This window comes from Streptomyces sp. NPDC046860, from assembly GCF_040645115.1.
In the GTDB taxonomy this organism is placed as follows: domain Bacteria; phylum Actinomycetota; class Actinomycetes; order Streptomycetales; family Streptomycetaceae; genus Streptomyces.
On record NZ_JBEYXQ010000005.1, the window covers coordinates 147,274 to 171,817 of the forward strand.

At 74.7% G+C, this 24,544-nt stretch carries 22 protein-coding genes, 1 pseudogene and 1 riboswitch; of the genes and pseudogenes, 11 read left to right on the plus strand and 12 right to left on the minus strand.

Annotated features, from left to right (window positions below; all coding sequences use genetic code 11):
• Positions 1 to 112 precede the first annotated feature (112 nt).
• Genes ABZ898_RS09875 through rsmH form a run of 3 tightly spaced genes read right to left on the minus strand, consistent with a single transcriptional unit; the run spans position 113 to position 3,631 of the window.
• Complete coding sequence (locus ABZ898_RS09875) at positions 113 to 2,089, minus strand: penicillin-binding protein 2 (protein ID WP_361655046.1); 1,977 nt, start codon at positions 2,087 to 2,089, stop codon at positions 113 to 115.
• 5 nt (positions 2,090 to 2,094) lie between these two features.
• Positions 2,095 to 2,631 carry a septum formation initiator family protein gene (locus tag ABZ898_RS09880; RefSeq protein WP_361655049.1) on the minus strand — a complete coding sequence of 179 codons (537 nt, stop codon included), beginning with the start codon at positions 2,629 to 2,631 and terminating at the stop codon, positions 2,095 to 2,097.
• A gap of 43 nt (positions 2,632 to 2,674) precedes the next feature.
• On the minus strand, positions 2,675 to 3,631 hold the full coding sequence (gene rsmH, locus ABZ898_RS09885) for a 16S rRNA (cytosine(1402)-N(4))-methyltransferase RsmH (RefSeq protein ID WP_361655052.1): 957 nt from the start codon (positions 3,629 to 3,631) through the stop codon (positions 2,675 to 2,677).
• Positions 3,632 to 4,048: 417 nt separating this feature from the next.
• Between rsmH and ABZ898_RS09890 the strand changes: the two genes are divergently transcribed.
• The 4 genes from ABZ898_RS09890 (at position 4,049) to ABZ898_RS09905 (ending at position 9,546) form a co-directional block, all read left to right on the plus strand.
• Entirely contained in the window at positions 4,049 to 4,621 is a 573-nt protein-coding gene (locus tag ABZ898_RS09890; protein ID WP_361655054.1) for a carbonic anhydrase, read from the plus strand.
• Between the two features lie 184 nt (positions 4,622 to 4,805).
• Positions 4,806 to 5,879, plus strand: a complete 1,074-nt coding sequence (locus tag ABZ898_RS09895; RefSeq protein WP_361655057.1) for a MoxR family ATPase — start codon at positions 4,806 to 4,808, stop codon at positions 5,877 to 5,879.
• Entirely contained in the window at positions 5,879 to 7,195 is a 1,317-nt protein-coding gene (locus ABZ898_RS09900; protein WP_361655064.1) for a DUF58 domain-containing protein, read from the plus strand. The genes ABZ898_RS09895 and ABZ898_RS09900 overlap by 1 nt, the downstream gene beginning before the upstream one ends.
• The gene (locus ABZ898_RS09905; protein WP_361655067.1) at positions 7,192 to 9,546 is read left to right on the plus strand and encodes a DUF3488 and transglutaminase-like domain-containing protein; all 2,355 of its coding nucleotides are present in this window, start codon (positions 7,192 to 7,194) and stop codon (positions 9,544 to 9,546) included. The genes ABZ898_RS09900 and ABZ898_RS09905 overlap by 4 nt, the downstream gene beginning before the upstream one ends.
• Before the next feature lie 126 nt (positions 9,547 to 9,672).
• Here ABZ898_RS09905 and ABZ898_RS09910 read toward each other — a convergent pair whose 3' ends face one another.
• From ABZ898_RS09910 to ABZ898_RS09920, 3 genes are all read right to left on the minus strand, one after another.
• The gene (locus tag ABZ898_RS09910) at positions 9,673 to 10,059 is read right to left on the minus strand and encodes a DUF3040 domain-containing protein (protein ID WP_361655070.1); all 387 of its coding nucleotides are present in this window, start codon (positions 10,057 to 10,059) and stop codon (positions 9,673 to 9,675) included.
• 276 nt (positions 10,060 to 10,335) lie between these two features.
• Entirely contained in the window at positions 10,336 to 11,124 is a 789-nt protein-coding gene (locus ABZ898_RS09915) for a methyltransferase (protein WP_361655073.1), read from the minus strand.
• A gap of 188 nt (positions 11,125 to 11,312) precedes the next feature.
• A complete protein-coding gene (locus tag ABZ898_RS09920) occupies positions 11,313 to 11,786 on the minus strand; it encodes an SAV_6107 family HEPN domain-containing protein (protein WP_361655076.1) in 474 nt (157 codons plus the stop codon).
• A gap of 229 nt (positions 11,787 to 12,015) precedes the next feature.
• On the opposite strand from ABZ898_RS09920, the gene ABZ898_RS09925 reads away from it, so the two are divergent.
• The 4 genes from ABZ898_RS09925 (at position 12,016) to ABZ898_RS09940 (ending at position 17,403) form a co-directional block, all read left to right on the plus strand.
• Positions 12,016 to 12,801 carry an ATP-binding cassette domain-containing protein gene (locus tag ABZ898_RS09925; RefSeq protein ID WP_361655079.1) on the plus strand — a complete coding sequence of 262 codons (786 nt, stop codon included), beginning with the start codon at positions 12,016 to 12,018 and terminating at the stop codon, positions 12,799 to 12,801.
• Positions 12,773 to 14,857: a YhgE/Pip domain-containing protein gene (locus tag ABZ898_RS09930; RefSeq protein WP_361655082.1), complete on the plus strand. Its 2,085-nt coding sequence runs from the start codon at positions 12,773 to 12,775 to the stop codon at positions 14,855 to 14,857. The genes ABZ898_RS09925 and ABZ898_RS09930 overlap by 29 nt, the downstream gene beginning before the upstream one ends.
• A gap of 56 nt (positions 14,858 to 14,913) precedes the next feature.
• Positions 14,914 to 15,540: a TetR/AcrR family transcriptional regulator gene (locus tag ABZ898_RS09935; RefSeq protein WP_361655084.1), complete on the plus strand. Its 627-nt coding sequence runs from the start codon at positions 14,914 to 14,916 to the stop codon at positions 15,538 to 15,540.
• A 366-nt stretch (positions 15,541 to 15,906) separates the two neighbouring features.
• A complete protein-coding gene (locus tag ABZ898_RS09940; RefSeq protein ID WP_361655087.1) occupies positions 15,907 to 17,403 on the plus strand; it encodes an NAD(P)/FAD-dependent oxidoreductase in 1,497 nt (498 codons plus the stop codon).
• 13 nt (positions 17,404 to 17,416) lie between these two features.
• On the opposite strand, the gene ABZ898_RS09945 is transcribed toward ABZ898_RS09940, so the two are convergent.
• The 6 genes from ABZ898_RS09945 to ABZ898_RS09970 form a co-directional block, all read right to left on the minus strand.
• Positions 17,417 to 18,343 carry a hypothetical protein gene (locus ABZ898_RS09945; RefSeq protein WP_361655089.1) on the minus strand — a complete coding sequence of 309 codons (927 nt, stop codon included), beginning with the start codon at positions 18,341 to 18,343 and terminating at the stop codon, positions 17,417 to 17,419.
• Positions 18,344 to 18,399: 56 nt separating this feature from the next.
• Positions 18,400 to 19,323: a methylenetetrahydrofolate reductase [NAD(P)H] gene (gene metF / locus ABZ898_RS09950; RefSeq protein WP_361655092.1), complete on the minus strand. Its 924-nt coding sequence runs from the start codon at positions 19,321 to 19,323 to the stop codon at positions 18,400 to 18,402.
• Between the two features lie 110 nt (positions 19,324 to 19,433).
• Positions 19,434 to 20,075, minus strand: a complete 642-nt coding sequence (gene thiE / locus ABZ898_RS09955; RefSeq protein WP_361655095.1) for a thiamine phosphate synthase — start codon at positions 20,073 to 20,075, stop codon at positions 19,434 to 19,436.
• A 90-nt stretch (positions 20,076 to 20,165) separates the two neighbouring features.
• Positions 20,166 to 20,531, minus strand: a complete 366-nt coding sequence (locus ABZ898_RS09960; RefSeq protein WP_361655097.1) for an Rv2175c family DNA-binding protein — start codon at positions 20,529 to 20,531, stop codon at positions 20,166 to 20,168.
• 56 nt (positions 20,532 to 20,587) lie between these two features.
• Entirely contained in the window at positions 20,588 to 21,820 is a 1,233-nt protein-coding gene (locus tag ABZ898_RS09965) for an FAD-dependent oxidoreductase (protein WP_361655100.1), read from the minus strand.
• A gap of 29 nt (positions 21,821 to 21,849) precedes the next feature.
• Positions 21,850 to 22,203, minus strand: a complete 354-nt coding sequence (locus tag ABZ898_RS09970; RefSeq protein WP_361655102.1) for a hypothetical protein — start codon at positions 22,201 to 22,203, stop codon at positions 21,850 to 21,852.
• A gap of 51 nt (positions 22,204 to 22,254) precedes the next feature.
• Positions 22,255 to 22,367: riboswitch (TPP riboswitch) on the plus strand.
• Here ABZ898_RS09970 and thiO point away from each other — a divergent pair.
• The 3 genes and pseudogenes from thiO to ABZ898_RS09985 form a co-directional block, all read left to right on the plus strand.
• The gene (thiO, locus tag ABZ898_RS09975; protein WP_361655105.1) at positions 22,364 to 23,548 is read left to right on the plus strand and encodes a glycine oxidase ThiO; all 1,185 of its coding nucleotides are present in this window, start codon (positions 22,364 to 22,366) and stop codon (positions 23,546 to 23,548) included. It overlaps the preceding riboswitch by 4 nt.
• Positions 23,545 to 23,745, plus strand: coding sequence for a sulfur carrier protein ThiS (gene thiS / locus ABZ898_RS09980; RefSeq protein ID WP_030810212.1), 201 nt, complete (start codon positions 23,545 to 23,547; stop codon positions 23,743 to 23,745). The genes thiO and thiS overlap by 4 nt, the downstream gene beginning before the upstream one ends.
• A 2-nt stretch (positions 23,746 to 23,747) precedes the next feature.
• Positions 23,748 to 24,539, plus strand: a pseudogene (locus tag ABZ898_RS09985) (thiazole synthase); the annotation flags it as partial.
• Between the last annotated feature and the right edge of the window lie 5 nt (positions 24,540 to 24,544).

Below are 24,544 nucleotides of genomic sequence, written 5' to 3' on the forward strand. Positions count from 1 at the left end.
TAAAACGGGGCTCGCGGGTGGAGCGGGCGGTCCCTCGGTTCCCGTCGTCGGGGGTGATCGTTGTCACGGGCTCGTTCCTGGTGGTCGTTGCCTGGCGCCGGGCGGTGGCTGGTCAGGGCTTGTAGGAGACGGGCAGGGCGGCGGCCTTCGCGCCGGTCGGGGGCACCTGCATGGTCTTCAGCGCGAACTCCATCACCTGCTTGTAGACCGGACCGCAGATCTGGCCGCCGAAGTAGCTGCCCGAGGTGGCGTTCTGGATCGCGCAGTAGACGGTGACCCGGGGCTTGTCCGCGGGGGCGAATCCGGCGAAGGACGAGGTGTAGCCGTGGTACCTCCCGGTGGCCGGATCGACGCGGTTGGCGGTGCCGGTCTTGCCCGCGACCCGGTAGCCGGGGATACGGGCCTTGATGCCGGTGCCCTGCTCGTCGTCGACGACGGACTCCAGCATCTGGGCGAGCGTCCGCGCGGTCTTCTCGCTGACCACGCGGGTCTTCTTCGGCCCCGGCGCGGGAGCGAAGCGGCCGTCGGCGCCCTTGGTGCCGCGCACCAGGGTGGGCGCGACGCGGACTCCGCCGTTGGCGATCGTGGAGTAGACGGAGGCGGCCTGCATGGCGTTGATGGAGAAGCCCTGGCCGAAAGGGATCGTGTACTGCTGCGAGGTGGACCACTTGGCCGAGGGCGCGAGGATGCCCGGTGTCTCGCCGGGGAAGCCGAGCCCGGTGAAGCGGCCGATGCCGAACTGGCGCAGGTAGGAGTAGAGCGTGTCGTTGGCCGCCCGCTGGGTCTTGCCGAGCTGGCCGGTGGCGAGGATGGTGCCGATGTTGCTGGACTTGGCGAGCACGCCGTTGAGGGTGAGGTTCCAGGTCGCGTGGTCGATGTCGTCCTGGAAGAGCCGGTCGCCCCGGTGCAGCCGGTTGGGTACGACGACGTGGGTGAGCGGGGTGGCCGCGTTCTCCTCCAGCACGGCCGCCATCGACATCACCTTGGCGGTGGAGCCGGGTTCGTAGGCGTCCTGTAGCGCGGCGTTGCCCATGGCGGCCGAGTCGGCCGTGGACAGGTCGTTGGGGTCGAAGCCGGGCGAGTTGGCCATGGCGAGGATCTGGCCGGTGGCGGTGTCCTGGACGATGACGTAGCCCCGGTCCGCCTTGGACTTCCTGACCTGCTCGGAGATGGCGCTCTGCGCGGCCCACTGGATGTCGCGGTCGATGGTCAGCTCGACGTCGCTGCCGGGCACGGCCGGGGTCTCGGTGGAGCCCGCGGTGGGCACCTCGCGGCCGCCGGACTGGGCGTAGCGGATCTTGCCGTCCTTGCCGGAGAGCTGCTTGTCGAGCTGCTGCTCGATGCCGCCGCCGCCCCGGCCCTCGCTGTTGACCCAGCCCAGTATCCCGGCGGCGAGGTCCTTGTTGGGGTACACGCGCTGGCTGCTGGGGTCGGCGAAGACGCCGGCGAGCACGCTGGTGCCCGCCGGCGTCTTCTTGGCGAGCGCGGCCTTGAGGTCCTTGATCTGCTTCCAGACCTGCGGGGTCTGCCGGGAGGCGAGCCGGGCGTAGCGGGACTGCTTGTTGGCCGGGCGGAGCTTCTTGACGAGCGCCGCCTGGTCCTGGCCGAGGATCGGGGCGAGCAGCGCGGCGGCCTGCTCGGGCCCGTCGGAGATCTTGAGCTGTTCGCTGCCGAACATCACGGGGTCGGCCGTGATGTCGTAGGCGTCCTCGCTGACGGCGAGGGCGACGCCGTTGCGGTCCGTGATGCCGCCGCGCTCGGCGGTCAGGGTGTGGGCCACGAAGCGGTTCTGCTGGGCCTTGGCGCTGTAGGTGCTCGCGTCCACCGCCTGGACCTGGAGGAGCCGCACGGTGAAGGCGGTCAGCACCAGGGCGAGGGCGAGTCCGACCAGGCGGAGCCGGGGCCGGGGGCTGCCGAGCCGCAGGGCCGGTTTGGCCGGGGGACGGCGGCCGGCGGCGGGACGGCGGCCGGCGGCGGGACGGCGGGCGGGGCGGGCGCCGGGGCCGGGCCGGCGGGGGGCCGCGCCCCGGGGACGGGGCGGCCTCGCGGGTCCGGGCACGCGGCGGCGCGGCACTTCCCTGTCGGACACTTCCGTCACCTGCCGGGGGTCGGGGTGGGGGCGGACCGGAGGGTGCCGCCCGGCGCCGGGGTCGTGGCGGAGGGGCTCGCCGGACCGGCGGGGAGTGAGGCGGTCGCCGTGGGCGTGGGCGTGCCCGGGGCCGGGGTCAGCGCCTCGGGGGCGCGGGGTCCGGTGAGCGCGGCGGAGCGGGGGGCGGCACTCGGGACGCCCTTCACGGCGCCGTCGGGGCCGAGGAAGGCGGGGTCGCCGCCGGGGACCATGCCGAGTTCGCGGGCGCGGCGCTGGAGGGCGTCGGGCGCGGAGTAGGCGTCGATGTCCCGCTGGAGGGCCTGTTCCTCGTCGGTCAGGCTCTTGGTCTGGCGCTGTATGTCGTCCAGCTCGAACGACCCTTCGCTGAGCGCGGAGTTGAGCACCAGCAGGCCGAGGAGTCCGCCGCCGAGGAGCAGGACGACGAGGAGGACGAAGGGGGTGCGGGCCGCGCGGGCGCGGCCCGCGGGGATCAGCCGGGCGAGCCGGGCCGCTCTCCCCTGGGGTGCGGGCTTGCTGCTCACGGTCCCTCCCGGCGGGTCAGGGAACCCGGCCGGCCCCGTTCGCTCACTCGGCGTCCTCCCTGATGCGCTCGACGCCGCGGAACCTGGCCGGGGCGGCCCGGCGGTTCTCGGCGATCTCCTCCTCGGTGGGCAGTTCGGCCCCGCGGGTGAGGAGCTTCAGCCGGGGCTGGTACCGCTCGGGCACGACGGGCAGTCCGGGCGGGGCGGTGTTGGCGGCTCCGGCCGCGAACACCTGCTTGACCAGCCGGTCCTCCAGGGACTGGTACGACAGCACGGCGATGCGGCCGCCGACCGCGAGGGCCTTCACGGCGGCCGGCACGGCCCGCTCCAGCACGGACAGCTCGCCGTTGACCTCGATGCGCAGGGCCTGGAAGGTGCGCTTGGCCGGGTTGCCGCCGGTGCGCTTGGCGGCCTGCGGCAGGGCGTCGCGGATCAGCTCGACCAGGCGGGCGCTGTTGGTGAACGGCTCCTTCTCGCGCTCGCGGACGATGGCGGACACGATGCGCTTGGCCTGCTTCTCCTCGCCGTACGCGCGCAGGATGCGCACCAGTTCACCGGCGGGGTAGGTGTTGAGCACCTCGGCCGCGCCGATGCCGGTCGACTGGTCCATGCGCATGTCGAGCGGGGCGTCCTGGGCGTAGGCGAAGCCTCGGTCGGCCTCGTCCAGCTGCATGGAGGAGACGCCGAGGTCGAACAGGACGCCCTGGACGGCCGGGACGCCGAGGCGGTCGAGCACCTCGGGGAGTTCGTCGTAGACGGCGTGCACGAGCGTGGCGCGGTCGCCGAAGGGGGCGAGGCGCTCGCCGGACAGGCGCAGCGCCTCCTTGTCCCGGTCGAGGCCGATCAGCCGGGCCTCGGGGAAGCGGGTCAGCAGTGCCTCGCTGTGGCCACCGAGGCCGAGGGTGCAGTCGACGACCACCGCTCCCGGCCGCTCCAGGGCGGGTGCCAGCAGGTCCAGGCACCGCTGGAGCATCACCGGGACGTGTCGACTCTCGGTCAAGGGGGCCTCTCATTCCGGCGGGCGGTACGCACCGCCGGGTCCCCGCCCGCTCCGTGAAGGGGAGGCCCGCCGGCGCCGGAAGCGTCAGCCGGCCGGGAGCGGGAGGAGGCCGAGCCGCACGTACGCGCCGCGCACGCGGGGAGACGGTCCGGGCGGATGCCGGGATCTCCGGGGGTTTCACCAGCGGGAAGCGCCGCGCCTCCCGCTTCGCGCCACTTTAGTCCACCCTGTGTCGCGGTCAATCAACCGGCCTGCGCGTCGCGTACGGCTTGTCGGACGGGACCTCGATTCGCCGGGATTCACCCGTCCGGCGGTGATCCGCACCCCGTGTGGGTTACCTCACAACAAGCCGTGACGTCGTTCTTTGTGGCCGTCCACAGCAGGCCGGGAACACCGGTGACCAGTAACGTCGGGACCATGACGACTTCCGCAGCAGTTCCCACCGGGTCCGACGGCGCCATAACGGGCGGCGGCAGCGTGACGGACCGCCTGGTCGGCGCCAACGAGACGTATGCGAACGAGTTCACCGACCCCGGCATGGACGCGCGTCCGGTGCTGGGGGTGGCCGTCGTCGCCTGCATGGACGCCCGCCTCGACCTGCACGCCGCGCTCGGCCTGGAGCTGGGTGACTGTCACACCATCCGCAACGCGGGCGGCGTGGTCACCGACGACGTGATCCGCTCCCTGACCATCAGTCAGCGGGCGCTGGGCACCCGCAGCGTGGTCCTCATCCATCACACCGGTTGCGGCCTGGAGTCGCTCACCGAGGAGTTCCGGCACGAGCTGGAGATGGAGGTCGGCCAGCGGCCGGCGTGGGCGGTGGAGGCGTTCCGGGACGTGGACCAGGACGTGCGGCAGTCGATGCAGCGGGTGCGGACCTCACCGTTCCTGCTGCACACCGATGACGTGCGCGGTTTCGTCTTCGACGTACGCACCGGCCTGCTGCGCGAGATCGACCCGGCCGGGAGCGGCGCCGGCACGTCGGCCTGATCCTGGCCGCGGGCCCGGCATCCCGGGGGCAGTTGTCCACAGGCGGTGACACGAATCCGTAACGGCGGCAAGAATGCGGGGTGTGACGGCGCGCGGACTTCTCCGCGCGGCGTCCCACTTCCGGGGTGGGCCGGTCGCGCTCGCGTGCACAGGCCCTGGGTGATGACGGGCCGAGGAGGGCCGGGTGACGACCTATGACGATCGGGCGAGCCAGGGGGGCGTCCCCGCTCGAACGGAGTCGGGGGCGGGGCGGGAGCTGACCGCCACCGCGGAGCGCGTCCGCGCTTCGGTTGAGGACGTGATCGAGGGCAAGCCCGAGGTCGTACGGCTCGCACTGACGGTGCTGCTCGCCGAGGGGCACCTGCTGATCGAGGACGTCCCCGGCGTGGGCAAGACGATGCTGGCCAAGGCGCTCGCCAGGTCCATCGACTGCTCGGTGCGGCGTATCCAGTTCACCCCCGACCTGCTGCCCTCGGACATCACCGGCGTCTCCATCTGGGACCAGCGGCGCCGGGACTTCGAGTTCAAGCCGGGTGCGATCTTCGCGCAGATCGTGATCGGCGACGAGATCAACCGCGCCTCCCCCAAGACCCAGTCGGCGCTGCTGGAGTCCATGGAGGAGCGGCAGGTCACCATCGACGGCCACAGTTACGAACTGCCCAGCCCCTTCATGGTGGTGGCGACGCAGAACCCGGTCGAGATGGAGGGCACCTACCCGCTGCCCGAGGCACAGCGCGACCGCTTCATGGCCCGGGTGTCCGTGGGCTATCCCAGTGTCGAGGCCGAGCTGCGGATGCTGGACGTGCACGGCGGGGCCTCCCCGCTGGAGGACCTGGAGCCGGCGGCGCACGCGCACGAGATCGTGAAGCTGATCGACGCGGTGCGCGCGGTGCACGTCTCGGAGGCCGTGCGGCGGTACGCGGTGGAGCTGGTCGCCGCCACCCGGGTCCACCCCGACCTCAGACTCGGCGCCTCCCCGCGCGCGACGCTGCATCTGCTGCGCGCGGCGAAGGCGTCCGCGGCCCTGGAGGGCCGGGAGTACGCGCTGCCGGACGACGTGCAGACGCTGGCCCCCGCCGTCCTCGCCCACCGTCTGCTGCCCACCTCGGAGGCCGGTCTGAACGGCCGGACGGCCGACGACGTGGTGCGGGAGATCATCCAGCACACCGCCGTGCCCACCACCGGAAGACAGAGCGGGTACGACGGCGGCCTGGGCGTCCCGGCTGCGTATCCCCCGCGGCCTCCCCGGGGTCTGTGATGTCCGCCGGGGGGCGGGGCGGGGTGCGCGCGACGCTGTCGGGGCTGACCACCCGCGGGCGCTCCTTCCTGGCCGCCGGGATCGCGGCCGCGATCTGCGCCTACGTCCTGGGCCAGGACGACCTGCTGCGGGTGGGCCTGCTGCTGGCGGTGCTGCCGCTGATCTGCGCGCTGGTCCTGCACCGCACCCGCCACCGGGTGACGGCCGGCCGCGGCCTGACGCCCACGCGGGTGCCCGCGGCCGGGGAGGCGCGGGTGCGGCTGCGGGTGGACAACGTCTCCCGGCTGCCCACCGGCCTGCTGATGCTCCAGGACCGGGTGCCTTACGTGCTCGGGCCCCGGCCGCGTTTCGTGCTGGACCGGGTGGAGCCGGGCGGCCACCGCGAGGTGTCCTACCGGGTGCGCTCGGACCTGCGCGGCAGGTACCGGCTCGGTCCGCTCCAGGTGCGGCTGAGCGACCCGTTCGGGATGTGCGAGCTGACCCGGTCCTTCTCCGCGTCCGACACGCTGACGGTGCTGCCGCGCGTGGAGCCGCTGCCGCCGGTCCGCTTCGGCGGCGAGGCGCTCGGGCACGGTGACGGACGGCGGCGCGCGCCCGCTCTGGCCGGCGAGGACGACGTGATCCCGCGCGGCTACCGCCACGGCGACGATCTGCGCCGGGTGCACTGGCGCTCGACAGCCCGGCACGGCGAGCTGATGGTGCGCCGCGAGGAGCAGCCCCGGCGCTCGCGCTGCACCGTGCTGCTGGACACCCGCGCGATCGCCTACGAGGGCTCGGGCCCCGGGTCCGCGTTCGAGTGGGCGGTGTCGGGGGCCGCCTCGGTGGTGGCGCATCTGCTGGAGCGGGGCTTCTCGGTGCGGCTGCTGACGGATTCCGGTGTCACGGTGAGCGGCGAGGGCGGTTCGGGGCACGAACAGGCGGCGGCCGCCGCGCTGATGATGGACACCCTCGCGGTGATCGACCACTCCGACGCCACCGATCTGGCGGGCGCGTACGACGTGCTGCGCGGCGGGCACGACGGGCTGCTGGTCGCCTTCCTCGGTGATCTCGACGGCGGCCAGGCGGCCTCGGTGGCGCGGATGCGCCGTCGGGGCGGCGCGGTCGCCCTCGTGCTCGACCCTGAGGGCTGGACGGATGAGTCCGAATCCGTCGAGGCGGAGCCGGACGGACCGCTGTCCCAGCAGTTGCGGGTGCTGCGCGAGGGCGGCTGGACGGCGCTGGGGGTGCCGCGCGGGGCCTCGCTGGAGGAGCTGTGGCGGCAGGCGGACCGGGAGCGGCCGGGTGCGGCCACGCTGAGCGGGAGGGCACGGGGATGAGCGGGCGGGCACGGCTGGCGCTGAGCGCGGCGGCGGCGACCCTGATGGCGTCCTGCGCACTGCTGCCGCTGGTCGACGGACCCACCTGGCTGCTGCTCGCGGCGCTTCTGGTGGCCGCGCAGGCGGGGGCGGGCATCGCGGCCCGGCGGATTCCGCTGGCCAGGTCGCTGACGCTGCTCGCGCAGGTGCTGGTGACGCTGGTGCTGCTGACGCTGGTCTTCGCGCGGGGTGCGGCGCTGGGCGGTCTGGTACCGGGGCCGGACGCGTTCCGGCGGTTCGGGGCGCTGCTCGGGCAGGGCTCGGACGACGTGAACCACTACGCGATCCCGGCGCCGCTCACGGACGGCATCAGACTGCTGCTGGTCGGCGGGGTGCTGCTGGTGCATCTCCTGGTGGACACCCTGGCGGTGACCTTCCGGCGGGCGGCCCCGGCGGGGCTGCCGCTGCTGGCGCTGTACTCGGTGGCGGCCGGGCTGTCGGACGGCGGCGCGGACTGGCTGTGGTTCCTGCTGGCGGCGGCCGGATATCTGATGCTGCTGCTCGCGGAGGGCCGGGAGCGGCTCGCGCAGTGGGGCCGGGTGTTCGGGGGCACCCCGCGCCCGGGCGCCCCGGCCGGGGTGACGGCCCCGGCGCGCACCGGCCGCCGGATCGGCGCGCTCGCGCTGGGCGTGGCCCTGGCGGTGCCGCTGGCCCTGCCGACGCTGCACGGCGGCCTGCTGGGCGAGGCCGGCTCCGGCGTGGGCGCGGGCAACGGGCGCGGCGGCACGATCTCGGCCGTGAACCCGCTGGTGTCGCTGCGGGACAGCCTGAACGTGGACGACGACCGCCAGGTGCTGTCGCTGCGGCCGAGCAGCGGCGAGGTGCCGGACATGTACGTGCGGATAGTGTCCCTGGACGACTTCGACGGCACCGACTGGAAGCCGTCCCAGCGGCACATCGGCGCGGTACCGGGCGTCTTCCCGGAACCGGTGGGGCTGAGCCCCGACGTGAAGCGCTCCACGCTGCGCACGGTGATCACGGCGGCGGACTGGTACGCCCAGGACTGGCTGCCGATGCCCTATCCGCCGAGCGGCGTCAGGATCGACGGCAACTGGCGGTACGAGCCGGTCGGCATGACGCTGGTCGGCGACCACGGCCAGACCACGCGTGGCAAGACGTACCAGGTGACGAGCCTGGATCTGCGGCCGACCGCGAAGCAGCTCGCCGAGGCGCCCAAGCCGCCGGCCGCGCTGGAGAGGGAGTACACGCGGGTGCCGGCCCGGCTGCCGGACGTGGTGGCGCGGACCGCCGAGGAGGTGACCTCGGGCGCCCGCAACCACTACGAGGAGGCGGTGCGGCTCCAGGACTGGTTCTCGGTGGACGGCGGCTTCCGCTACGACACCGAGGTGCGGGTGGGCCGGGGCGCGAACGCGATCGCGACCTTCCTCGACCGCAAGGAGGGGTTCTGCGTCCACTTCTCCTTCGCCATGGCGGCGATGGCCCGCACCCTGGGCATTCCGGCCCGGGTGGCAGTGGGCTTCGCGCCGGGCACCCCGCAGGGCGACGGTTCGGTGTCGGTGAGTCTGAAGGACGCGCACGCCTGGCCGGAGCTGTATTTCCAGGGCGTGGGCTGGACCCGCTTCGAGCCGACGCCGACGCGGGGCACGACGCCCGAGTACACCGAGCCGGACGCGCCGAGCAGCGCGCGGCCCGACCGCGAACTGCCCTCGCGTGGGGCGTCCAGGGAGCCTTCGTCGGCGGCGACGCAGCAGGAGCGGTGCGCGACACCGCCCCGGTCGGGCGCGTGCGCCGATCCGTCGGCCGCCGTCGCGGCGCCGGGCGGGGGCGGGGGCCCGTCGGGCGGGCTGTGGGCCGCGCTGGTCGTGCTCGGCGCGCTGGTGCTGGTGGTGCTTCCGTTGTCGCCGATGCTGTGGCGGACGCGGGTGCGGGCGCGCCGGCTGGACGGGCGCGCGGCCGCCCCCGGGGACGGGACCCTGGCGGCCTGGCGGGAGCTGACCGACAGCGCCTGGGACTTCGGGGTGCCACCGGACGACTCGCTGACCCCGCGCCGCTCGGCGGCCCGGATCGTCCGGCTGGGCGGGCTGGACGGTGAGGCGGCGGCCTCGGTGCACCGGGTGGCGGCCGCGCTGGAGCAGGTCCTGTACGCGCCCGAGCCGCGGTCCGCGCCGGGGGTCGCCGAGGAGGTGCGCCGGGTGATCGCCGGCCTCGCGGCCCCGGCCGGGCGGGGCACCCGGCTGCGGGCGCTGTTCGCGCCGCGCTCGGCGCGACGGCTGGTGTGGTCGGTCCGGGGCCGCTGGGCGGCGCTGCGGACCAGGGTGGCCGCGCTGCGGCCGGTACGCGGCGAGGCGTAGCGGCGGGGGGCGGCATCGGGCCGGCAGCGGGGCCGGACATCGCCGAGGGGGTGACCACCACAGCGGGTGGTCACCCCCTCGTGCGTGAAGCGTCGGGGAGCCCGGGGACCGGGCCGCGCTGAGCGCTCAGTGGCCCTGTTCGTCCCGGCGGCGCTGCCAGCGGTCCTCGATGCGTTCCATGACGGTACGTTTCCGCCGGACGGGGCGGCGCCTGGTGTGGCCCTTGGGCTGTTCGCCCGGCTTGGGGGCCTTGCGCCATCCGGTGACGGCGAGCACGGCACAGCCGAGCATCACGAGGAAACCGACGACACTGATCCAGATGAGCTGGGCGACCATACCCGCCATGAGGAGCGCGATACCGACGAGGAAGCCCGCGACCGCCTGGTAGACCCGGCGCCGGGTGTACGTCCGCAGCCCGTTTCCCTCAAGCGCCGACGCGAACTTGGGATCTTCGGCGTACAGCGCTCGCTCCATCTGCTCGAGCATGCGCTGCTCGTGCTCCGAGAGCGGCACGGAGTCCTCCTCATCGTGCAGTCGCCGGGGCGACTCTGGGGGGTCCTTTCAGGATAGGCAGGGAATCGCCCCCGTGAAACCCGCCCCTCTGCGCCTTCTGGCCGGCCGGTCCGTCAGGGCGTCCCGGCTCGCTGAGGCTGTCATTCCCCGGCGGCCGACCCGTCATGCCGGTCGGTGTACCTCGATCATACGGCGCAAACCCCTCGATCGGGGGGCTTGTGGCGTACTCCATCTGCCCTCGCGCCCCTGATCAGCGGCGTGCCCCGCGGGGCCCGTTCAGTCCCGGGCGCCCTTCGCGGGCGCTTCGGTCACCCGGGTCTCACCGAGCACATGGACCTGGGTGGCCACGGAGTGGAAGTCGGGCAGCTCCGCCACGGCGGCCTCCAGACGCAGCAGGGCGTCCAGCGCGCCGGGCTCGGTGTCGACCAGGACGCCGGGCACCAGGTCGGCGAAGACGCGTACGCCGTGCACGGCGGCGACGCGCAGGCCCGCGCCCTCGACCAGCGCGGTGAGCTGTGCGGGGGTGAAGCGGTGCGGCACGGGGTCGCCCGCGCCCCAGCGGCCGTCCGGGTCGGTCAGGGCCTGCCGGGCCTCGGTGAAGTGCCCGGCGAGGGCGCGGGCCAGCACGGCGCCGCCGAGGCCCGCCGCGAGCAGGCTGAGCACGCCCTCGGGGCGCAGCGCGGCGACCGCGTTGCCGATGCCCTCGGCGGGGTCGTCCACGTACTCCAGCACGCCGTGGCACAGCACCGCGTCGTAGCCGCCGCGCTCGACGACGTCGAAGAGGCCGTGGGCGTCGCCCTGGACGCCCCGGACCCGGTCGGCGACGCCGGCCTCGGCGGCCCGGCGCTCCAGGGCGAAGAGAGCGTTGGGGCTGGGGTCGACGACGGTGACGTGGTGACCGAGCCGGGCGACCGGCACGGCGAAGTTGCCGCTGCCGCCGCCGGTGTCGAGCACGTCCAGCGAGTCCCGCCCCGTGGCCTTGACGCGGCGGTCCAGGGCGTCCTGGAGGACGTCCCACACCACGGCGGTACGGAGAGAGGCGCGGGGGCGCGTCGGGTCCGGCACGGCTGTTGCTCCTCGGCACGGCACCGCCCGTTGCCCGGCGGCGCGATGGGGGCCTCCCCGGCCGGTCGCGGGAGGTGCGCGGCAGGTGGAGACGTAAGGCGCCTCCACCCTATGGCCTCGCCCGCCGCGCCCGGTCACCCCCGCCGGGCGGGACGGGCCGCGTCTCGCTCCATGGACGGGAGCGCGGGTCAGGCGCTGTCCGGGCGGGACCGGGGCAGCACCGGCCGCAGGGCGAGCATGCGCTCGACCAGGCGCAGGAACATGCCCGCGTCGCGTATCAGGTCGTCGGCGTCGCGGGCGGCCGCCGCCCCCTGGATGCCCGCCTCGGCGCGGGCGCGGCGGGCGGCGCCGGAGGCGAACAGGGCGCTCCACTCGGTCAGCTCGGGCGCCAGCTCGGGCAGCACCTCCCAGGCGGGGCGGATGCGGGCCCGGCGGCGCGGGGTGGCCTCGGGGCGCCCGCGGACGGCGAGGACGGCAGCGGCCGCGCGCAGGGCGGCGAGGTGGGCCATGGCGTAGCGCTCGTTCGGGGTCTGCATGGCGGTGGCCTCCTCCAGCGCGGTGTGGGCCCGGCCGAGCAGGGCGACGGCGGCGGGCGGTGCCGTGGACCGGCGGAGCACGGGGTGGACGTCGTTCGCGGCGGCGGTCGTTGACGAGCTGGTCATGCCGAACCTCCTGTCGTCCGTGACGGCACGGGTGCCGTATGCCCACATCGTGCGGTATGCCACTGACAACCCGTCCCGACCTGGGCTTTCGTCCAACTCCGCCCGGATTCGGGGGCATCGGGGCGCGGGGCCGGGGCACCGGGGCTTTGTCGCGCGCGCCGCTTCGGGCATACTTTTGAACTGACCAGTCAGTTCAAAAGCGGGTTGCTCAGGGGAAGGGGCGGGGCTTGTGCACGGCGTGGACGTCACGGCCGAGGGATTCGGGCTTCAGGGACCACGGGGGTGGGCCTTCCGCGACATCGGTTTCGAGGCCGGGGCGGGGTCACTGATCGCGCTCGCGGGACCGTCCGGCTCCGGCCGCACGTGTCTGCTCCTCGCGCTCACCGGCCGGATGAAGGCGACCCGGGGCACGGCGGCCGTCGGCGGCCTGCCGCTCCCCCGGCGGATGGGGGCGGTGCGCGGGCTCAGCGCGCCGGCCAACGTCGCCGGGGTGACCGACCTGGAGCCCGCCCTGACCGTGGGCGAGCACCTGCGGGAACGCGCCCTGCTGCAGCGCAGGTTCGGGGACTCGCTGCGGGAGGCGCTGCATCCGCGCCCGCACCGCGCCCACGAGGCCCGGCTGCGCGCGGACGCCGCGCTGGGCGCCGCCGGTCTCGACCTGGACGCGCTGCCGAAGGGCTCCCGTACGGCCGTACGCGATCTCGAACGGCTCCAGGCGCTGCGGCTGTCCGTGGCGCTGGCGCTGATCAGCGGGCCCCGGCTGCTGGCGGTGGACGACGTGGAGCTGAAGCTGTCCGCGGCCGAACGCACCGAGGCGTGGGACCTGTTGCGCTCGCTGACCCGTGCCGGGACGACGGTCCTGGCCGCCTGCCGCACCTCCCCCGGCGACTGCGTCACCGTCCCCACGGGCGAGGCCGGACCCGCCCGGGACGGCGGCACCGAGGACACCCCCGCCGAGGGCGGCTCTTCCCGAGAGGAGGCGACCGATGCGCTCACCGAGGCTGGCCGCGCTTGAGTTGCGCCGGTTCGGCCGGGGCCGGCTGCCCCGCGCCGCCATGGTCGCGCTGATGGTGCTGCCGCTGCTCTACGGCGCCCTGTACCTGTGGTCGTTCTGGGACCCCTACGGCCGCCTGGACCGGGTCCCGGTGGCCCTGGTCGACGAGGACCAGGGGGCGACGGCGGGCGGGCGGAAGATCCACGCCGGTGCCGACATCGTCAAGGGCCTGCGCGAGCGGCGCACCTTCGAGTGGCACGAGGTCGACGCGGCCGAGGCCCGCCGGGGCGTGGAGGACGGCACCTACTACCTGTCGCTGACCCTCCCGGCCGACTTCAGCCGCCGCCTCGCGTCCAGTTCCGGCGACTCCCCGGAGACCGGGGCGCTCCGGGTGCGCACCAACGACGCGAACAACTACATCGTCGGCCAGATATCCCGGACCGTGTTCGCCGAGGTCCGCTCGGCCGCGTCCACCAAGACCTCCCGGACCTTCCTGGACCGGATCTTCGTCGACTTCTCCACCCTGCACGACAGGACCGAGACCGCCGCCCAGGGCGCCGACAAGCTGAAGGACGGCCTGGGCAAGGCGGAGAAGGGCGCCCGGAAGCTCGCGGACGGGCTGAAGGAGGCCGACAGCGGCAGCGGCCGGCTCGCCAAGGGCCTGACCGGGCTCGACAGCGGCGCGGGCGATCTGGAGAACGGCTCCCGGCAGGTCGCGGCCGGCACCCGGACCCTGGCGGACCGGGTGGACGGGGCGTACGCCGAGGCGGGCCCGTTCCTGCAGAAGAACGGCAGGACGATCGGGGCCACCGCCCGCCTGGTCTCCGACTCGGCCCGCACGGTGCAGGACAACCTCGACACCCTGGTCCGGCTCGCCCCCGGCGCCGCGAGGACCGCGCACGCCTCCGCCGCCGTACTGGACCGGGTGCACACGGCCCGGTGCGAGACGCCGCCCGTGCCCGACCCGGCCTGTCCCGACCTGGCGAAGGCGCGGCGGGCCGCGGACGACGTGGCGGTCGTGGCCGACGACCTGAACGAGGTCGTCGCCGCTCAGGGCGGTGACCTCGCGGTCATGCGGAAGAACCTGGCCACCCTGCGCACCCGGGCCGACGCGCTGGCCGAGCGCGCCCCGCGCCTGCACCGGGACGTCGCCGACGCCGTCGCCCGGATCGACAAGCTCGACGCGGGCGCCCAGGCCGTGGCGGCCGGCGCGAAGAAGCTGCACACCGGCCTCGGCACCGCCCGGTCCGGCGCGGACACCCTGCACCAGGGCATCGGCACCGCCGAGTCGGGCGCCCGGACCCTGGACAGCGGCCTGTACAAGCTGACCGACGGCTCCGGACGCCTCGCCGGCGGACTGCACGCGGGCGCCGGGAAGATCCCCGACTACGACGAGCGCGCCCGCGACCGGCGCACCGGCGTGATGGCCGACCCGGTCCGGCTCTCCTCGGCCGACGCGCACCGCGCGCCCAACTACGGCACCGGCTTCGCCCCGTACTTCATCCCGCTGTCCCTGTGGGTCGGCGCGATGGTCGCCTACATGCTGATCCCCCCGCTCAACCGGCGGGCCCTGGCCGCGGGCGCGCCCTCCTGGCGGATCGCGCTGGCGGGCTGGCTGCCGGTGCTCGCGGTGGGCGTGCTGCAGACCGCGGCGCTGCTGTCCGTCCTGCACTTCGGCATCGGGCTGGAGATGGCCAGGGCGGCCGGGACGACCGGGTTCCTGTTCCTGGTCACGGCCTGCTTCACGGCGATCGTGCAGTGGCTCAACGCCCGCTTCGGCGCGGCGGGCCGCATCCTCGTCCTGGCGCTGCTGATGCTCCAGCTCACCTCGGCGGGCGGCACGTACCCGGTGCAGACCAGTCCGGGCTTCTTCAACGCCATCCACCCGTATCTGCCGATGAGTTACGTGGTGACGGCCCTGCGCAGGCTCATCACCGGCGGCGGGCTCGGCCCGGTGTGGCAGGCGTGCGCGGTGCTGGCGGCCTTCACCGCGGGCGCCCTCGCGCTCACCGCGCTCGCCGCCCGGCGCCGCCAGGTGTGGACGCTCCAGCGGCTGCACCCGGAGCTGAGTCTGTGAGCACCGGGGCGGCGGAGGCGGCCCGGCGGCCCGGCGCACCTGTGAGAATCGGGGCCATGGAAAGCACCAGCGCCACGCCCGGCGGCAGCACGCGCCGCGAGGCCACCCGGCAGAAGCTCTACGAGGCGGCCGTCACGCTCATCGCCGAGCAGGGGTTCTCCGCCACCACGGTGGACGAGATCGCCGAGCGGGCCGGGGTGGCCAAGGGCACCGTCTACTACAACTTCGCCAGCAAGTCGGTGCTCTTCGAGGAGCTGCTGCGGCACGGCGTCGGCCTGCTCACCGCCTCGCTGCGGGAGGCCGCCGAGCGGACCGCGCGCGAGGGCGGCGGCCGGGTGGACGCGCTGGACGCCATGGTCCGCGCGGGCCTGGTCTTCATCGACCGCTACCCGGCCTTCACCCAGCTCTACGTGGCCGAGCTGTGGCGCACCAACCGGGCCTGGCAGTCGACCCTGCTGGTGGTCCGGCAGGAGGCCGTGGCCGTGGTGGAGGGCGTGCTGCGCGAGGGCGTGGCGAGCGGGGAGTTCAGCGCGGAGATCGACGTACCGCTGACGGCGGCGGCGCTGGTCGGCATGGTGCTGGTGGCCGCCCTGGACTGGAAGGCGTTCCAGCCGGAGCGCTCGCTGGACGACGTCCACTCCGCGCTGTCGCGGCTGCTCCAGGGGCGGGTCAGCGGGGGCTGAGACGGTGCGCGAAGGGCGCCGGACCGCGTTCCAGCCGGTCCGGCGCCCTCGTGCTCCCCCGTACATCCCCCGTTTTCCCCGTACGGTTTTCCACCGTGGTCCCCCGTGACCTTCCGGCCACGGGCCCCCTGTCTCGCTTCCGCCGACGGATCGGCGGAAGGAGCGGCCGGCGGGCGGGCACCGTTCCGCCGCCCCGTGCCGGCGGTGCCGGGCCGCGCCCCCTGGCCGTGTCTCCACTCTCCCGCCCCAACGGCCCTCGGCCCATCCGCGCGGCTACTCATCCGTGCCGCTAGGTACGGGTACTCAGCCCTCCGCTCCCGGGCCCAGACGCGGTCACTGTCGGTGGCGGTCGGTAAAGTCGCGGTCATGGCACGGATTGCGGTGATCGGCGCCGGGATGGGCGCGCTGGCGGCGGCCGCCCGGCTGGCCGTCGCGGGCCACCGGGTGACGGTGTACGAGCGGACGGACACGTACGGCGGGGCGGTGCGCCGCTTCGAACGGGACGGGTTCGCCTTCGACACCGGACCCGGTCTGCTGCCGCTGCCCGCCGTGTGGCGGGACCTGTTCCTGAAGACCGGCAAGGAGCCGCTGGAGGACCTGGTCGAGCTGGTCCAGGTCGACCCCTCTGCCCGGCACGTCTTCGCCGACGGCACCCGCGTCGCCGTGCCCAACGCCTCCCGCGCGGGCGTCGTCTCGGCGCTCGACGAGGCGCTGGGCGCCGGGGTCGGCCACCGCTGGGGCGACTTCCTGGTGCGGGCCCGGGAAGCCTGGGACCGCACCCGGCGCCCGCTGCTGGAGGAGCCGCTGTGGCCCAACTGGCAGGTACTGGCGGAGCGTGAGCCCTATCCGGCCGTCCCGCACAAGCGGCTGCTGCGCACCCGCCGGGCCGGCACCCTGGCCGAGGTCGCCCGCTGGGAGCTGCGCGACGAGCGCCTCCAGGCCCTGCTGGCCTCGCACGCCCTCGCCCACGGCCTGGACCCGCGGAGCGCCCCGGCGAGCGCGGCCGTCCTGCCCTACCTGGACCACGCCTTCGGCACCTGGTACGTGCGCGGCGGGCTCCGGGAGCTGGCCCGGGCGGTGTTCGAGCGCTGTGTGAGCCGCCGCGTGGAGTTCGTCTTCGGCGCCGAGGTCACCGCGGTCGTGGTGGAGGTGGGCCGCGCGGCGGGCGTGAAGCTGGCCGACGGCACGGTGGTGCGGGCCGACCATGTGGTGGCCGACGTGGACCCGGCGCTGCTGGGCACGCTGACGGACCACCGGCTGGACGACGAGGGGGACGTGCGTCCGGCGGAGCGGGGCGCCGCGCGGCTCACCCTGCTGCTGGCGCTGAGCGGCGCCCGGGAGGCGGACGCCGCGCACCGCACGGTCGTCCACGCGCCGGACGCCGAGGCCGAGTCGGAGTTCCTGGCGGGCCGGGCCGGCGCGCACCAGCCGGCACCCACGGTGACCGTGCTGCGCCCCGGCGACCCGGCGCTGCGGCCGGACGACGCGCACGAGTCCGCGGTGGTCTCGGCCACGCTCCCCGCCGGGGCGGACCAGGAGACGGTCCGGCGCGGCACCGCTCTGCTGCTCGACGCGGCCGGTGCGGCGATACCCGGGCTGCGCGAGCGTCTGCTCTGGCACGAGGTGCGCACCCCCGGCGACAACGCGGCGGAGACCGGCGCCCGTCACGGCGTGGTCCCGGCGCCCTCACTGGCGGCGGGCGGGGGCGCGTTCCTGCATCCGGCCAACTCGACCCGGCTGCCCGGCCTGTACCGGGTCGGCGGCTGGTCCCACCCCGGCGGCGGGCTGGCGCACGCGGGGATGTCCGGGGCGATGGTGGCCGGACTCGTCGTGGAGGGGCCCGGGTTCCGCGGCTCGACGTGAGCGGCGGGCGCCGTCAGTAGCGGTACTGCTCGTCGTAGCCGGGGTTCTGCTGCTGCGTCTGGCCCTGGTAGGGGTACTGCTGCTCCGGCGGGAGTTCGCCGTTGTAGGTCTCGTCGGTGCGCTGCTGGGGCACCCACACCCCGCCCGCCGGGGTCTCGCCCTGGCCGGTCCCGTACGCGTCCTGGCCGTAGGTCTGCTGGGCGTAACCCTGCTGCGCGTAGGCGGTGTTGTCGTAGCCCTCGTAACCCTGGGCGGCGGCGTAGGGGTCGGCGTACGCGGCGTAGGTCTGCTGGGCGCCGGTGTCGTAGCCGGTCTGGGCGTAGCCCTGCTGCTCGTATCCCGAGTAGTCGTAGGCGTAGGTCTGGTCGGTCTGCTGGGGCTGGGCGGGGGTGCCGTCGCCGTAGACGCCGTAGGAGCCGGTGTCGTCGGGCATCGGCTGGGGCTCGTAGACGGACGTGGTCTCGGCGGCGGTGGGCTCGGCGGGACGCACGGGGGTGAACACGTCGTCGTGGTCGTGGTCGTAGCCGTCTTCACGGTCGTAGCCGTCGGCGGCGTAGGCCGCGGTGGCCTGCTGGTCGCCGCCGAAGCCCGCGTCGTCGTCCGGGCCGGGGGCGCCGAGGACCGGGTCCTGACGTTCGGCGCGGCCGCGGCGGCGCCTGGTGACGGGGCCCGCGTCCTCGTCGTCGGGGCGCTTGACGGCCCAGCCGGCCGCGAAGCCCTTGCGGAACGACAGCGTCACGTAGGTCTGTCCGACGGCGAACGCGATGGCGCCGAGGCCGATGACGACGACCGACGGCATCAGCACGCCGACCACCACACCGAGGAACCCGGTGAAGGCGAGCAGCCGCCAGCGCAGCCGCGCCTTGTACTGCAGCAGCACCTCGCCCAGCAACCACAGCGCGACGATGCCGAACGCGATGTAGAGGACCGTCCAGCCCATGTACGCCCCTCTCCCAGTGACCGTTACGCAGTGTGTCGTATAGCGGTGCGGCCGGTCTAGGCCCGCGGGGGGTGGTGCAGGCCCAGGTTCTCGTAGATTTCCAGCGTCGCCGTGGAGTTGTTGAGCGTGATGAAGTGCAGTCCGGGCACTCCCTCGGCCAGCAGCCGAGCGCAGAACTCCGTGGCGAAGTCGATTCCCAGGGAGCGTACCGCCGCCGGATCGTCCTTCGCCGCGAGGATGCGGTCTTTCAGCTCGGGCGGGAACAGGGCGTTGCTCAGCTTCGGCAGTCTCTCCAGCATCTTCACACTGGTGACGGGCAGGATCTCGGGAATGACGGGGGTTTCGCAACCCGCGGCCGCGACCCGGTCGCGCAGCCGGAGGTAGGACTCGGGCTGGAAGAACATCTGCGTGATGGCGTAGTCGGCCCCCGCGCGGCACTTGTCGACGAAGTGGGAGACGTCGGTGTCCCAGTCGGCGGAGCGCGGATGCATCTCCGGGAAGGCGGCGACGCCCACGCAGAAGTCGCCCGACTCCTTGATGAGGCGCACCAGTTCGGCCGCGTAGGTCAGCCCCTCGGGGTGCGCGACCCAGTCGCCCATCGGGTCGCCGGGCGGATCGCCGCGCACGGCGAGCATGTTGCGGATGCCGGCGTCGGCGTACTGGCCGATGATGTTGCGCAGTTCGGCCACCGAGTGGTCGACGGCGGTGAGGTGGGCGACCGGGGTGAGCGTCGTGTCGACGACGATCTGCTGGGTCTCCTTGACCGTGGTGGCCCGGGTGGTGCCGCCCGCGCCGTAGGTGACGGAGACGAAGTCGGGTGCGACGGCCTCGACCCGGCGCAGCGCGTTCCACAGGTTCCGCTCGCCCTGCGGGGTTTTCGGCGCGTAGAACTCGAAGGAGAACGCCGTCTTGCCGGTGGCGAGGATGTCCCGGACGGTCCGGGCGCGATCAGTCCTGGTGGATGCGGTTCCAAGGGCCATACCCGCAGGTTAGCCACGGGTGGCCGGTGACCCAACCGGGCACCGGCGATTTGGCCGAATTGCCGGGCGCCTGTCCACCCCTTGGGACGCGGACGGGGCCGAAGAGCCGCTCAGACCTCGCGCAGCCGCTTGGCGAACTCGGCCGCGGCGGCACCCGGGTCGTCGGCCTCGGTGAGCGCGCGGACCACGACGACCCGGCGGGCGCCCGCGTCGAGCACCTGGCCGAGGTTGGCCAGGTCGATCCCGCCGATGGCGAACCAGGGGCGCTCGGTACCGAGACCGGCGGTGTACCGGACCAGGCCGAGGCCGGGGGCGTGGCGGCCGGGCTTGGTGGGGGTGGGCCAGCAGGGGCCGGTGCAGAAGTAGTCCACGCCGTCCTGGACGGCGGCCGCCGCGGCCTCCGCCTCGGAGTGCGTGGAGCGGCCGATCAGCACCTTCTCGCCGAGGATCGCGCGGGCGGCGGGTACCGGCAGATCGCCCTGGCCGAGGTGGAGCACACCGGCTCCGGCGGCGTGGGCGACGTCGGCCCGGTCGTTGACCGCGAGCAGCTTGCCGTGCCGCGCGCAGGCGTCGGCGAGGATCTCCAGGTGGGCGAGCTCCTCGGCGGCCTCCATGCCCTTGTCGCGCAGCTGGACGATGTCCACACCGCCGGCCAGGACCGCGTCCAGGAACTCGGCGAGGTCGCCCTGCCGCCTGCGGGCGTCCGTGCAGAGGTAGAGCCGGGCGTCGGCGAGGCGGGCGGTGTCGGGCATGCGGTACTTCCCCCGGTGTTCGGCGTGGATGTGCGGTGCGGGCGGACGGCGCCCGGCATGGGCCGGTGCGCCGTCCTCACGTGTGCCGGGTCAGCCGGCCAGCGCCTGGGCGCGGCGCTTCACCTCCGTGCCGCGGTTCTCGCTGAGGGCCTGCGCGGGGGTGCCGGGCAGGGAGGAGTCGGGGGTGAAGAGCCATTCGATCATCTCTTCGTCCGTGAACCCGTTGTCCCGCAGGAGCGTCAGGGTTCCGGTGAGGCCCTTGACGACCTTGTCCTCGTCGATGAAGGCGGCGGGGACGTGCAGCGCCCGGTTCTCACCGCGGCGTACGGCGATGACTTGGCCCTCCTTGACCAGCTGCCGTACACGCGTCACCTCGACGTCGAGCATTTCGGCGATGTCGGGCAGGGTGAGCCAGGCGGGGACAAGAGCGTCGATCTTGGTGTCAATCTCGGTCACGAGTCCTAGCCTGCCATCCCCCACCGACAGCCGGTAGTCGGGCCGCTCCGCGGCGGCTAGTCGATGACAGCCTGCTTCAGCGGCAGCGCGGGGTCGGTCAGGGCCTCGGCGTCCATCCGGCGGCCCCCCTCGATGAGCCGTCTGCCCTGGGCGAGGTCGCGCGGGCGGCCCACCGCGAGGAGGGCGACCAGGCGGTCCTCGCGCAGCCAGCACACGGTCCAGGCGGGGTCGGCCGGGTCGCCGCGCCACACCGTGCGGTCGGCCGCCGCGTGGTGACCCACGTACTGGACGAACCGCCCGAACTGCTCGGACCAGAAGTACGGCACCGGGTCGTAGGGGGCCGCCTCCGCGCCCAGGATGTCCGCGGCGACCGTGCGGGGGCCCTGCAGGGCGTTGTCCCAGTGGTGGACGAGCAGCCGCTCGGCGTAGCGGGCGGAGGGGAAGGAGGCGCAGTCCCCGACCGCGTACACGTCCTTCGCGGAGGTGTGCAGCCGGTCGTCGGCCAGGACCTCGCCCAGGTCGCCGAGGGCGATGCCGGAACCGGCCAGCCAGCCGGTGGCGGGGCGGGCGCCGATGCCGACGACGACGGCGCCCGACGGCAGCCGCGTGCCGTCGTCCAGCACCACCGCGCCGGGCTCGACGGCCGCCACCCGCACGCCGGTGCGCAGGGTGACGCCGGCGTCGGCGTACCAGGCGGCCATCGGGGCGGCGACCTCGGCGGGCAGGGCGCCGGCCAGCGGGCGGCCGGCGGCCTCGACGACGGTCACCGCGCAGCCCGCCTCGCGCGCGGCGGTGGCGAACTCGGCGCCGATCCAGCCCGCGCCGACGACCACCACGTCGTGCTGCCGGGCGAGCACCGGGCGCAGCCGTTCGGCGTCGTCCAGGGTGCGCAGCAGGTGCACACCGGGTGTCTCGTCGGTGCCGGGCAGCCGCATCGGTTCGGCGCCGGTGGCCAGCACCAGCACGTCGTACGGGACGGGGCCCGCGGCGGTGTCCAGTTCGTGGTCGGCGGGGCGCACGCCGAGCGCCTCGCAGCCGAGCCGGAGGTCGATGTCGAGCGAGGCGAAGTCCACGTCGAAGGCGGAGCCCTCGGCGGCGCCGAGGAGGATCGCCTTGGACAGCGGGGGCCGGTCGTAGGGCTGGTGCGGCTCGGCGCCGATCAGCGTGACGGGCCCGGTGAAGCCCTGTTCGCGCAGGGCGACCGCGGTCTGCACCCCGGCCATGCCCGCGCCGACGACGACCACGCGCCGTTCCCGTGCCGTGCCCTCCTGGGGCGTCTGCTCGCTCACTCGAGTCACCTTAAGTCCGTGACGGCCCGTCAGGCAGTGCGGGTGCCCGCGATCTCCTCGACCACGCTGGTCCCGGCGCCGGGGCCGGACTCCCACTCCCACGCCTCCTCCAGCCGCAGCCGCCCGTCGGGCAGTGCCACCACCGTGGAGAGGCAGTGCCCGGAGGCTGTGGTGCCGTCGTGCCCCAGCTGCACGTACCGGAAGTCCAGCCGGTCCCCGGCGCGGGTGCCGACGAGGTGGCCGCGCGCGATGTCACCGCCCGCGTACTCGGCCCAGATCCGCCCGTCCCGCTCGTGGTAGTCGAACCGGGTGCCGGTGCCCACCTGGCCGGGCGCCTGGTCCGCCACGGGGGCGAGGGTGAGTCCGTCGAGCGAGCGGGGCATGGGTCGGCTCCCTTATGGCTGAGCTGGGCGGGCGGCTAGGCTGGCCACCGTAACTGCACTCGCGGGAGCCTGGACGCACCGGGCTGAGAGGGAGGCTGGCGGCCTCCGACCGTACGAACCTGATCCGGGTCATGCCGGCGAAGGGAGGGGCGAGACGCCCATGCCGTCACGTACGTCCGAACCGTCCGGTGCGCCGGACGTCCTGGTCATCGGGGGCGGGATCATCGGCCTGGTCACCGCCTGGCGCGCGGCCGGGCGGGGGCTGGCCGTCGCCGTCGTGGACCCCGAGCCCGGCGGCGGGGCCGCGCTGGTCGCGGCCGGGATGCTGGCCGCCGTCACCGAGCTGCACCACGGCGAGGAGGGGCTGCTCGCGCTGAACCTGGCCTCCGCCCGCCGCTATCCCGGCTTCGCCGCCGAGCTGGCCGAGGCCACCGGCCACGACCTGGGCCACCGCCGCTCGGGCACCCTCGCGGTCGCCTTCGACACCGACGACCGCGCCCAGCTCCGTGAGGTGCACGAACTCCAGCTCCGCTGCGGGCTGGACTCCGAGTGGCTGTCCGGGCGGGAGTGCCGGCGCCTGGAGCCGATGCTGGCGCCCGGTGTGCGCGGTGGGCTGCGGGCCGACGGGGACCACCAGATCGACCCCCGGCGGCTGGCGGCCGCGCTGCTCGCCGCCTGCGAGCGGGCCGGGGTGGCCTTCCACCGCACCCGGGCCGCCCGGCTGGACGTGTCCGGCGACCGGGCCACCGGGGTCACCACGGCGGACGGCACCTCGCTGGGCGCCGGGCAGGTGGTGCTGGCGGGCGGCTGCCTGAGCGGCCGGCTGGAGGGGGTGCCCGAGGCGTTCGTGCCTCCGGTGCGCCCGGTGAAGGGGCAGGTGCTGCGGCTCACCGTGCCGCCCCGGTACCGGCCGTTCCTGAGCCGCACCGTGCGGGCCGTGGTGCGCGGCGGGCCGGTGTACCTGGTGCCGCGCGAGAACGGCGAGCTGGTGGTCGGCGCGACCAGCGAGGAGCAGGGCTTCGACACCACGGTGACGGCGGGCGGGGTGTACGAGCTGCTGCGCGACGCCCATGAGCTGGTGCCCGGCATCACCGAGCTGCCGCTCACCGAGACCCTGGCCGGACTGCGCCCCGGCTCCCCCGACAACGCCCCGATGCTCGGCCCCACGGGCCTCGACGGCCTGCTGCTGGCCACCGGGCACCACCGCAACGGCGTGCTGCTCACGCCCGTCACCGGGGACGTCATGGCGGACGTCCTGTGCGGCGCGGGGGTGCCCGAGGTGGCCCGCCCGTTCTCGCCGCGCCGTTTCGCCGCCCCCTCCCCGAACCTGGAGCACTCCGCATGAACATCTCCGTCAACGGCGAGCGCCGCGAGGTGGCGCCCGGCACCGCCCTGGACGCCGTCGTACGCGTCCTGACCCCCGCGCCCTCCGGGGTGGCCGCCGCCGTCAACGAGACCGTCGTCCCGCGCACCCGGTGGGCCGAGACCGGCCTCGCCGAGGGCGACCGGGTCGAGGTCCTCACCGCCGTGCAGGGAGGCTGACGATGACCGGCGAACCCCTGGTCCTCGGCGACCTGACCCTGGACTCCCGGCTGATCATGGGCACCGGCGGGGCGCCCAGCCTGGCCGTGCTGGAGCGCTCGCTGATCGCGTCCGGGACCGGACTGACCACGGTGGCGATGCGCCGGGTCGACCCCGGCGCGCACGGCTCGGTGCTGTCGGTGCTGGAGAGGCTCGGCATCCGTGTGCTGCCCAACACCGCGGGCTGCTTCACCGCCGGTGAGGCGGTGCTGACCGCCCGGCTGGCCCGCGAGGCGCTCGGGACCCCTCTGGTGAAGCTGGAGGTGGTGGCCGACGAGCGGACGCTGCTGCCGGACCCGGTGGAGACGCTGGACGCGGCCGAGACACTGGTCGACGACGGCTTCACCGTGCTGCCGTACACCAACGACGACCCGGTGCTGGCCAGGAGGCTCCAGGACGTGGGCTGCGCGGCCGTGATGCCGCTGGGCTCCCCGATCGGCTCCGGGCTCGGCATCCGCAACCCGCACAACTTCGAGCTGATCGTGGAGCAGTCCCACGTGCCGGTGATCCTGGACGCCGGGGCGGGCACGGCGTCCGACGTGGCGCTGGCGATGGAACTGGGGTGCGCGGGTGTGATGCTCGCCTCGGCCGTCACCCGGGCGCAGGACCCCGAGACGATGGCGACGGCGATGCGGCACGCGGTGCGCGCGGGACACCTGGCACGCCTGGCCGGACGCATCCCGCGCCGCCATTTCGCGCGGGCGTCGTCGCCCGCCGAGGGGCGCGCGGACCTCGATCCCGAGCGGCCGGCGTTCACCTC

Coding starts and splice junctions, on each gene's coding strand:
- ABZ898_RS09890 (WP_361655054.1), top strand. CDS start 4,049: ATGACGACTTCCGCAGCAGTTCCCACCGGGTCCGACGGCGCCATAACG.
- ABZ898_RS09920 (WP_361655076.1), bottom strand. CDS start 11,786: ATGACCAGCTCGTCAACGACCGCCGCCGCGAACGACGTCCACCCCGTG.
- ABZ898_RS09970 (WP_361655102.1), bottom strand. CDS start 22,203: ATGCCCCGCTCGCTCGACGGACTCACCCTCGCCCCCGTGGCGGACCAG.
- thiE (WP_361655095.1), bottom strand. CDS start 20,075: ATGCCCGACACCGCCCGCCTCGCCGACGCCCGGCTCTACCTCTGCACG.
- ABZ898_RS09905 (WP_361655067.1), top strand. CDS start 7,192: ATGAGCGGGCGGGCACGGCTGGCGCTGAGCGCGGCGGCGGCGACCCTG.
- thiS (WP_030810212.1), top strand. CDS start 23,545: ATGAACATCTCCGTCAACGGCGAGCGCCGCGAGGTGGCGCCCGGCACC.
- ABZ898_RS09940 (WP_361655087.1), top strand. CDS start 15,907: ATGGCACGGATTGCGGTGATCGGCGCCGGGATGGGCGCGCTGGCGGCG.
- thiO (WP_361655105.1), top strand. CDS start 22,364: ATGCCGTCACGTACGTCCGAACCGTCCGGTGCGCCGGACGTCCTGGTC.
- metF (WP_361655092.1), bottom strand. CDS start 19,323: ATGGCCCTTGGAACCGCATCCACCAGGACTGATCGCGCCCGGACCGTC.
- ABZ898_RS09930 (WP_361655082.1), top strand. CDS start 12,773: ATGCGCTCACCGAGGCTGGCCGCGCTTGAGTTGCGCCGGTTCGGCCGG.
- ABZ898_RS09900 (WP_361655064.1), top strand. CDS start 5,879: ATGTCCGCCGGGGGGCGGGGCGGGGTGCGCGCGACGCTGTCGGGGCTG.
- ABZ898_RS09935 (WP_361655084.1), top strand. CDS start 14,914: ATGGAAAGCACCAGCGCCACGCCCGGCGGCAGCACGCGCCGCGAGGCC.
- ABZ898_RS09945 (WP_361655089.1), bottom strand. CDS start 18,343: ATGGGCTGGACGGTCCTCTACATCGCGTTCGGCATCGTCGCGCTGTGG.